The 8,693-nt window shown below is 42.2% G+C and carries 9 protein-coding genes; all 9 read left to right on the top strand.

The features are described 5' to 3' along the window. Nucleotides 1–1,220 (top strand): aminotransferase class I/II-fold pyridoxal phosphate-dependent enzyme (locus SORDD24_RS02865; RefSeq protein WP_231082667.1); only part of this gene is annotated, 1,220 nt, incomplete at its 5' end. Further along, a complete protein-coding gene (gene speE / locus SORDD24_RS02860) occupies nucleotides 1,221–2,081 on the top strand; it encodes a polyamine aminopropyltransferase (RefSeq protein WP_000366713.1) in 861 nt (286 codons plus the stop codon). Then, on the top strand, nucleotides 2,078–3,337 hold the full coding sequence (locus tag SORDD24_RS02855) for a saccharopine dehydrogenase family protein (protein WP_061407244.1): 1,260 nt from the start codon (nucleotides 2,078–2,080) through the stop codon (nucleotides 3,335–3,337). The genes speE and SORDD24_RS02855 overlap by 4 nt, the downstream gene beginning before the upstream one ends. After that, on the top strand, nucleotides 3,337–4,464 hold the full coding sequence (gene nspC, locus SORDD24_RS02850) for a carboxynorspermidine decarboxylase (RefSeq protein WP_061407242.1): 1,128 nt from the start codon (nucleotides 3,337–3,339) through the stop codon (nucleotides 4,462–4,464). The genes SORDD24_RS02855 and nspC overlap by 1 nt, the downstream gene beginning before the upstream one ends. After that, nucleotides 4,461–5,546, top strand: a complete 1,086-nt coding sequence (gene aguA, locus SORDD24_RS02845) for an agmatine deiminase (protein ID WP_061407241.1) — start codon at nucleotides 4,461–4,463, stop codon at nucleotides 5,544–5,546. The genes nspC and aguA overlap by 4 nt, the downstream gene beginning before the upstream one ends. A gap of 9 nt (nucleotides 5,547–5,555) precedes the next feature. After that, nucleotides 5,556–6,431 (top strand): N-carbamoylputrescine amidase, encoded by an 876-nt coding sequence (gene aguB / locus SORDD24_RS02840; RefSeq protein ID WP_061407238.1) that lies wholly within the window; start codon nucleotides 5,556–5,558, stop codon nucleotides 6,429–6,431. Between the two features lie 144 nt (nucleotides 6,432–6,575). Further along, nucleotides 6,576–7,313 carry a TraX family protein gene (locus tag SORDD24_RS02835; protein ID WP_061407237.1) on the top strand — a complete coding sequence of 246 codons (738 nt, stop codon included), beginning with the start codon at nucleotides 6,576–6,578 and terminating at the stop codon, nucleotides 7,311–7,313. A 106-nt stretch (nucleotides 7,314–7,419) separates the two neighbouring features. Further along, nucleotides 7,420–8,118, top strand: a complete 699-nt coding sequence (locus SORDD24_RS02830; protein WP_061407233.1) for a response regulator transcription factor — start codon at nucleotides 7,420–7,422, stop codon at nucleotides 8,116–8,118. Next, a partial coding sequence (locus tag SORDD24_RS02825) for a histidine kinase dimerization/phospho-acceptor domain-containing protein (RefSeq protein WP_061407230.1) occupies nucleotides 8,118–8,693 on the top strand: 576 nt, incomplete at its 3' end. The genes SORDD24_RS02830 and SORDD24_RS02825, both read left to right, overlap by 1 nt.

Below are 8,693 nucleotides of genomic sequence, written 5' to 3'. Positions count from 1 at the left end.
GAGCAGCGCATGCCTTTCTCATGATCGGGGGAACAACTTCATCTGTTCAAACCATGATTCTTTCCACCTGCAAGGCAGGAGATAAGATTATTCTGCCACGTAATGTCCATAAATCTGCTATCAATGCGCTGGTTCTATGTGGCGCCATTCCCATCTATATCGAGATGAGTGTAGATCCTAAAATTGGCATCGCTTTAGGTCTTGAAAATGACCGTGTTGCGCAGGCAATTAAGGAGCATCCAGATGCCAAGGCCATTTTGATTAACAATCCTACTTACTATGGAATTTGTTCAGATCTCAAGGGTTTAACAGAAATGGCTCATGAAGCAGGCATGCTGGTTTTAGTGGATGAAGCCCATGGAGCTCATCTGCATTTTACAGATAAATTGCCGCTATCTGCTATGGATGCTGGTGCTGATATGGCTGCGGTCTCTATGCATAAGTCTGGCGGGAGTTTAACCCAAAGCTCCATTTTACTTATCGGGAATCAGATGAACCCTGAGTACGTTCGTCAGATTATCAACCTGACCCAGTCTACATCTGCCTCTTACTTGTTGATGGCTAGTCTAGATATTTCGCGTCGAAACTTAGCCCTTCGTGGTAAAGAGTCGTTTGAGAAAGTCATTGAGCTATCCGAGTATGCTCGTCGTGAAATCAATGCTATCGGTGGCTACTATGCTTACTCTAAAGAGTTAATAGACGGTGTTTCCGTTTGTGATTTTGACGTTACTAAGTTGTCAGTCTACACCCAGGGTATTGGCTTAACCGGTATTGAGGTTTATGATCTCTTGCGAGATGAATACGATATTCAAATTGAATTTGGTGATATCGGCAATATCTTGGCCTATATTTCAATCGGTGATCGCATCCAAGATATCGAGCGCTTGGTTGGTGCTTTGGCTGATATCAAGAGACTCTACTCAAGAGATGGAAAAGATTTGATTGCTGGAGAATATATCCAACCCGAGTTGGTTCTGTCTCCGCAAGAAGCCTTCTATTCAGAGAGAAGAAGTTTGACCTTGGATGAGTCTGTTGGGCAAGTCTGCGGAGAATTTGTCATGTGTTATCCTCCCGGCATCCCAATCCTAGCGCCAGGTGAACGGATTACACGAGAAATTGTAGACTATATCCAATTTGCCAAGGAACGTGGTTGCTCCCTCCAAGGGACGGAAGATCCAGAGGTCAATCACATCAACGTCATTAAGAGAAAGGAGAACTAGATGGATTTATGGTTTTCTGAAGTTCATACTCCAGATGTGAAATTGTCCCTGAGAACAGCCAAACAACTCTACGCTGGTAAAAGTGAATGGCAAGATATCGAAGTCTTGGATACGCCAGCTTTTGGGAAAATACTGATTTTAAATGGGCATGTCTTGTTTTCAGATGCGGATGATTTTGTTTACAATGAAATGACTGTTCACGTTCCCATGGCTGTCCACCCGAATCCCAAGAAAGTCTTGGTTATTGGGGGTGGTGACGGTGGTGTTGCCCAAGTATTAACCCTCTATCCTGAACTGGAGCAAATCGATATTGTAGAACCGGATGAGATGTTGGTTGAGGTCTGTCGTGAGTATTTCCCAGACTTTGCTGCGGGGCTAGATGATCCTCGTGTTACCATTTACTACCAAAATGGGCTACGCTTTTTGAGAAATTGCGAAGATGACTATGATATTATCATCAACGATGCGACAGATCCATTTGGACATACGGAAGGGCTCTTTACCAAGGAATTTTACGGCAACAGTTACAGAGCCTTGAAAGAAGACGGTATCATGATTTACCAGCATGGGAGTCCCTTCTTTGACGAGGATGAGTCAGCTTGCCGAAGCATGCACCGCAAGGTCAATCAAGCCTTTCCAATCAGCCGAGTCTATCAGGCCCATATCCCAACCAGTCCAGCTGGCTATTGGTTGTTTGGATTTGCATCTAAAAAATACCACCCTGTCAAAGATTTTGACAAGGAAGGCTGGAAAAAACGCCAGCTTTTCACAGAATACTACACCGCAAACTTACATGTGGGGGCCTTTATGTTGCCCAAGTATGTTGAGGACATTTTAGAAGAAGAGGAAGGAAAAAAATGAGTCGTTTACTAGTTATCGGATGTGGGGGCGTTGCCCAAGTTGCTATTTCAAAAATTTGCCAAGATAGCGAAACCTTCACAGAGATTATGATTGCTAGCCGTACCAAGTCAAAATGCGATGACTTGAAGGCTAAATTAGAAGGCAAAACAAGTACAAAGATTGAAACTGCTGCCCTTGACGCTGACAAGGTTGAAGAAGTGATTGCTTTGATTGAAAGCTACAAGCCAGAAGCCGTTTTGAACGTAGCTTTACCATACCAAGACTTGACCATTATGGACGCTTGTTTAGCGACTGGAGTTCACTATATCGACACAGCTAACTACGAGGCAGAGGATACAGAAGATCCTGAGTGGCGTGCCATCTACGAAAAACGCTGCAAGGAACTTGGTTTTACAGCCTACTTTGATTACTCATGGCAGTGGGCTTATCAGGATAAATTTAAAGAAGCAGGATTAACAGCACTGCTTGGTTCTGGTTTTGACCCAGGGGTAACCAGCGTATTTTCAGCATACGCCCTCAAACACTACTTTGATGAAATCCACTATATCGATATTTTAGACTGTAATGGTGGTGACCACGGTTATCCATTTGCGACAAACTTTAACCCAGAAATCAATCTACGTGAGGTTTCTGCACCAGGTTCTTACTGGGAAGATGGAAAATGGGTAGAAGTTGAAGCTATGTCTATCAAACGTGAGTATGATTTCCCTCAAGTTGGTCAAAAAGACATGTATCTCCTCCACCATGAAGAAATTGAATCATTGGCGAAAAACATCCCAGGTGTTAAACGCATTCGTTTCTTTATGACTTTTGGCCAATCTTATCTAACGCACATGAAATGCTTGGAAAACGTTGGGCTTCTTCGTACTGATGCTATTAATTTTAACGGCCAAGAAATCGTTCCAATCCAATTCTTGAAAGCCTTGCTTCCAGATCCAGCCAGCCTTGGCCCACGCACTGTTGGTAAAACCAATATCGGTTGTATCTTTACAGGTGTCAAAGACAGTGTTGAAAAGACCATCTACATCTACAATGTTTGCGACCATCAGGAGTGCTACGCAGAAGTTGGTTCACAAGCTATTTCTTACACAACAGGCGTTCCAGCCATGATCGGGACAAAATTGGTTATGAACGGAACTTGGAAACAGCCTGGAGTTTATAACCTTGAAGAGTTGGATCCAGATCCATTCATGGAAGCTTTGAATGAGTACGGATTGCCATGGGTTGTGGTTGAAAATCCGCAAATGGTGGACTAATGAAGCTAGAACAAGTACCAACACCAGCTTACGTCATTGACTTGGCAAAGTTAGAAGCCAACTGCCGCATTCTACAATATGTACAAGAAGAGGCCGATTGCAAGGTTTTGCTTGCCCAGAAGGCATATTCCCTCTACAAAACCTATCCACTAATTAGCCAGTATCTCTCTGGTACAACGGCTAGTGGACTCTATGAAGCTAAGTTGGCTAGGGAAGAATTTCCAGGTGAAGTCCATGTATTTGCGCCAGCTTTTAAAGAATCAGACATGGAAGAGTTGCTGCAAATATCTGACCATATTGTTTTTAACTCAGAGAGACAATTGCGTAAACATGGGCCTCGTTGTCGTGAGGCTGGTATTAGTGTAGGTCTACGTCTCAACCCTCAGTGTTCAACTCAAGGAGACCACGCGCTCTATGACCCTTGTGCACCAGGTTCTCGTTTTGGTGTAACACTTGATAAAATTCCTAGTGATTTGTTGGATTTGGTGGATGGTCTTCATTTTCATACCCTTTGCGAGCAAGGTTCAGATGATTTAGAGACAACTTTGAAAGCAGTAGAAGCGCAGTTTGGTCCTTATTTACATGAGGTAAAATGGCTCAATATGGGTGGCGGACACCACATCACAAGAGACGACTACGATGTGGATTTGCTGATTTCTGAAATCAAGCGTATCCGAGAAACTTACAATCTTGAGGTCTATATCGAGCCGGGTGAAGCTATTGCGCTCAATGCGGGTTATCTAGCAACGGAGGTATTGGATATTGTCGAAAACGGTATGGAGATCTTGGTTTTAGATGCCTCTGCGACCTGCCATATGCCAGATGTACTTGAAATGCCCTATCGTCCACCTTTGAGAAATGGCTTTGATGCAATGGAAAAAGCCCATACTTATAGGCTTTCTTCTAATACCTGTCTGACGGGCGACGTGATTGGAGATTATAGCTTTGAAAATCCAGTCCAAATAGGTGATAGGCTTTATTTTGAAGATATGGCTATTTACTCATTTGTTAAAAATAATACCTTTAACGGTATTGGCTTGCCAAGTCTCTATCTCATGGACGAGCAAGGTGACTGCAGCTTAGTCAAAACCTTCGGCTATCAAGACTTTAAAGGGAGATTATCATGATAGAAACTCCGAAAAAAGCAGGCTATCGTATGCCAGCAGAGTACGAACCCCATCATGGCACCCTCATGATATGGCCGACTCGACCAGGTTCATGGCCTTTTCAAGGAAAGGCTGCAAAAAAAGCATTTAGCCAAATTATCAAGACCATAGCAGAAGGGGAAAGAGTCTATCTTTTGGTGGAGCAGGACCATCTATCTGAAGCCCAAGACTACCTTGGAGATAGCGTTGTTTATCTAGACATTCCCACCAATGATGCCTGGGCTCGTGATACAGGTCCGACTATTCTCGTCAATGATAAAAGAGAAAAGTTGGCAGTGGACTGGTCTTTCAATGCCTGGGGTGGGGCTGTAGATGGTCTCTACCAAGACTATGAAGATGATGATCAAGTAGCCAGTCATTTTGCTGAGGCCTTGGAAATACCTGTTTACGAGGCTAAACCTTTTGTAATGGAAGGAGGCGCGATCCATAGCGATGGTCAAGGAACCATTCTCGTGACTAAAAGTTGCCTACTAAGCGCTGGTCGCAATCCCCACTTGACTAAAGAGGAAATCGAGAATACCTTATTAGAGAGACTTGGAGCTGAAAAAGTTATTTGGCTTCCTTATGGTATTTATCAGGACGAAACCAATGAACACGTTGACAATGTTGCTGCCTTTGTTGGTCCTGCGGAACTTGTCTTGGCTTGGACAGATGATCAAAACGATCCCCAGTATGGTATGTCTGCAGCTGACCTTGCACTTTTAGAGAAGGAAACGGATGCAAAAGGTCGTCCCTTCACTATTCATAAGCTTCCTATCCCAGCTATTTGTCAGGTTGTCTCTAAGGAGGATTTACCAGGCTATACCTATGAGGAAGGGGAAGAGGAGCGTTATGAGGGCGAGCGTCTTGCTGCTTCCTATGTCAATTTTTATATTGCAAACAAGGCTGTCTTGGTTCCACAGTTTGAGGATGTCAATGACCAAGTGGCTCTAGATATCCTCAGTAAGTGTTTCCCAGACCGTAAAGTTGTCGGAATACCAGCCAGAGATATTCTTTTAGGTGGTGGCAATATCCACTGTATCACCCAACAAATCCCAGAATAGGAGAAAAAGATGAGAAATGTTAGAGTTGCAGCGATCCAGATGCAATGTGCCAAGGATGTGGCAACGAATATCCAAACAGCGGAACGTTTAGTTCGACAAGCTGCAAAGCAAGGAGCCCAAATTATTCTCTTACCTGAATTATTTGAACGTCCCTATTTCTGTCAGGAACGCCAGTATGACTACTACCAGTATGCCCAGTCGGTGACAGAAAATACAGCTATTCAGTATTTTAAGGAGCTTGCTAAGGAACTAGAGGTTGTTTTACCAATCAGTTTCTATGAAAAAGATGGCAATGTCTTGTATAACTCTATTGCCGTTATTGATGCAGATGGAGAAGTGCTGGGCGTTTATCGGAAGACCCACATACCAGATGACCATTATTATCAAGAAAAGTTTTATTTTACGCCTGGTAACACTGGCTTCAAGGTCTGGGATACTCGCTACGCTAAGATTGGGATTGGCATCTGTTGGGATCAATGGTTCCCTGAAACAGCCCGCTGTCTTGCTCTGAATGGTGCTGAATTGCTCTTTTACCCAACAGCTATTGGTTCAGAACCAATTTTGGATACAGACAGTTGTGGGCACTGGCAACGTACCATGCAAGGGCACGCAGCAGCAAATATTGTCCCAGTCATTGCAGCCAATCGTTACGGTTTGGAAGAAGTCACTCCAAGTGAGGAAAATGGTGGACAGAGTTCCAGTCTTTACTTCTACGGTTCGTCCTTTATGACGGATGAAACAGGAGCTATTCTAGAACGAGCCGAAAGACAAGGTGAAGCTGTTCTGTTAGCAACTTATGACCTTGACAAGGGAGCAAGTGAACGCCTAAACTGGGGCTTGTTTCGAGATAGAAGACCAGAAATGTACCAACGAATTACGGACTAGAAGGTAAATTTCATAATAAATTTTTGATATTCACGCCTGTCTTACAAAAATGTAAGATAGGCTTTTTAAATGTAAGATAGGTGTACGATTATACGTGGAAATGTATGCTATACTCTATGTAGATCAAAAAGAAAGAGGTTTATTATGAAAAAATGGAATGCGACACAGTTGAAGTATCTGATGCTGGCAGTGATGGTTCTAGACCATATCCCTCATATCACGGGAATCGTTTCTCCTCTGTGGGAAGGTATTCTTCACGCTATGACCCGTTGTGTTGGAGTTTGGTTTGCCTATATGGCTATGGAAGGCTTCATCCATACTCGAAATCTGAAAAACTACCTCATCCGACTTTGGAGTTGGGCTCTTATCATGTTTGCTGGAAATAGCCTCCTCAATGCCCTATTTGCCTCTAAGGGAGTAATGGTCACTAATAATATTTTCTTGACGTTGGCCATCGGTATCACCATGCTTTGGATTGGTTTTCCTCGAAAAGAGATGGAACAAAAAGAGAAGTTGTGGCGTCGGATTGGAGTTGCTGGTATTCTGATATTTGGTTGTCTTTTTACTGAGGGTGGCATCACCATGCTACCATTTCTCTTGATTAGTTACTCTTGTCGAAATCGCAAGGGATTGCGAAATCTTCTATATGCCATTCTGTGGGCCTTTCTATTAGTGACTTCCATCCAAATTTACGACACTTGGCACCAAACATTGGAAATGATGCTTTACAATTCTGACTGGCTCTTTATCACCGTATTTCCTTTTATGGCCTTGTATAATGGGGAACGTGGTGAACAAACTATATGGAATAAGTATTTCTTTTATATCTTTTACCCAGCTCATCTATGGATCATAACCTTGATTGCTTATTTGGTTAAATAGTTTCAATATTCATTAGTTCCTTCTTGCTTAAAATGTGAGAGGAACTTTTCTGTATCTGGAATTCCTAACAAAACATGTTATAATAGTTTTAGAAAGGACGAGGTTTATGGCGAGCATTCTTGTAATTGAAGATAATAATGAAATCCAGGAAATTTTAAGAACCCTTCTTACTGAAGAACACGAGGTGATACAAGCCTTTTCTGGCACAGAAGGTATCATGCAATTTGATAAAGGTGGCATTGATCTCGTTTTACTAGATATCATGCTCCCTGGGAAAAATGGTGACCAAGTCTTGCAAGCTATTCGACAAACTAGTCAGACTCCGGTCATCATGCTCACTGCTTTGGGTGATAAAAAGCTCATCAGCCAATACCTACTAGACGGCGCCAATGACTATATAGTAAAACCTTTTGATTTGAATGAAGTCTTTGCCAGAGTCACTGTGCAATTACGCCAAAGTGGTGAACATCAGTCAGAAAATCGAGGAGAAATTGATAACCTCGTAAAAAACTTAAAAAATATCCAGTTCGATGCGGATAGTTTTGAAATAAGCAATTCTACTGAAACTATTCGCCTTGCAAAGAAAGAGTGTCAAATTCTCCAAATGTTGCTCCATCATCCTAAAAAAATCTTCACCAAGGAAGAACTCTATGAATTGATTTGGGAAGAAAGTTACCTGCCTGGAGATAATACGCTCAACACTCATCTAAGCAATCTCCGTAAAAAACTGCATCAACTGGATCCAAATCATGAGTACATTGAAACCATTTGGGGAGTTGGTGTTCGATTAAAAGGAGACAAATAATGAATTACATTTTGATATCAATATTACTCCTTACTAACATTATTTTGGCGATTTCTTTGATTCGCTATCATATAGCAATTAGAGACTTAAGCAAACAAATTGAAGAAAAGATTCGCTCTGGTAGCATGAAGAGGATCGGGGTAAATTTCTTTTCAAAGACCATTTTGCGTCTACATAACCAAATTGAGAATCTATTTCAAGAAGTGGAACAGAATCAGCTAATCATGAAGCATGAAAAACGTACCCTAGATATGGCAATCAGTAACATCGCTCATGATATTCGGACACCTTTGACAATCGCTTCAGGATATACTCAGCAACTAATAAAACACCCCGATAATAGTCAGGAAACTTTAAGCAAAATAGCCCATCATCAGGATTTGGTTTCCAAACGTTTGGAAGCTCTTCTTGAATACCGTCATTTGATGGAAGGAGCAGTCAAACCGAAACTGGAAGAGCTTGATTTATCAACTTTTATAACGAAAAAGACTTTAGCTTATTACGACGTTTTCCAATCTTCACGGATTGTTCTTGATTTTAACGTTGAACCAGGATTGAAAACGACGACTGATGAG

The organism is Streptococcus oralis (assembly GCF_001579175.1).
Lineage (GTDB): Bacteria > Bacillota > Bacilli > Lactobacillales > Streptococcaceae > Streptococcus > Streptococcus oralis_O.
This window is presented reverse-complemented; position numbering and strand designations above follow the sequence as displayed.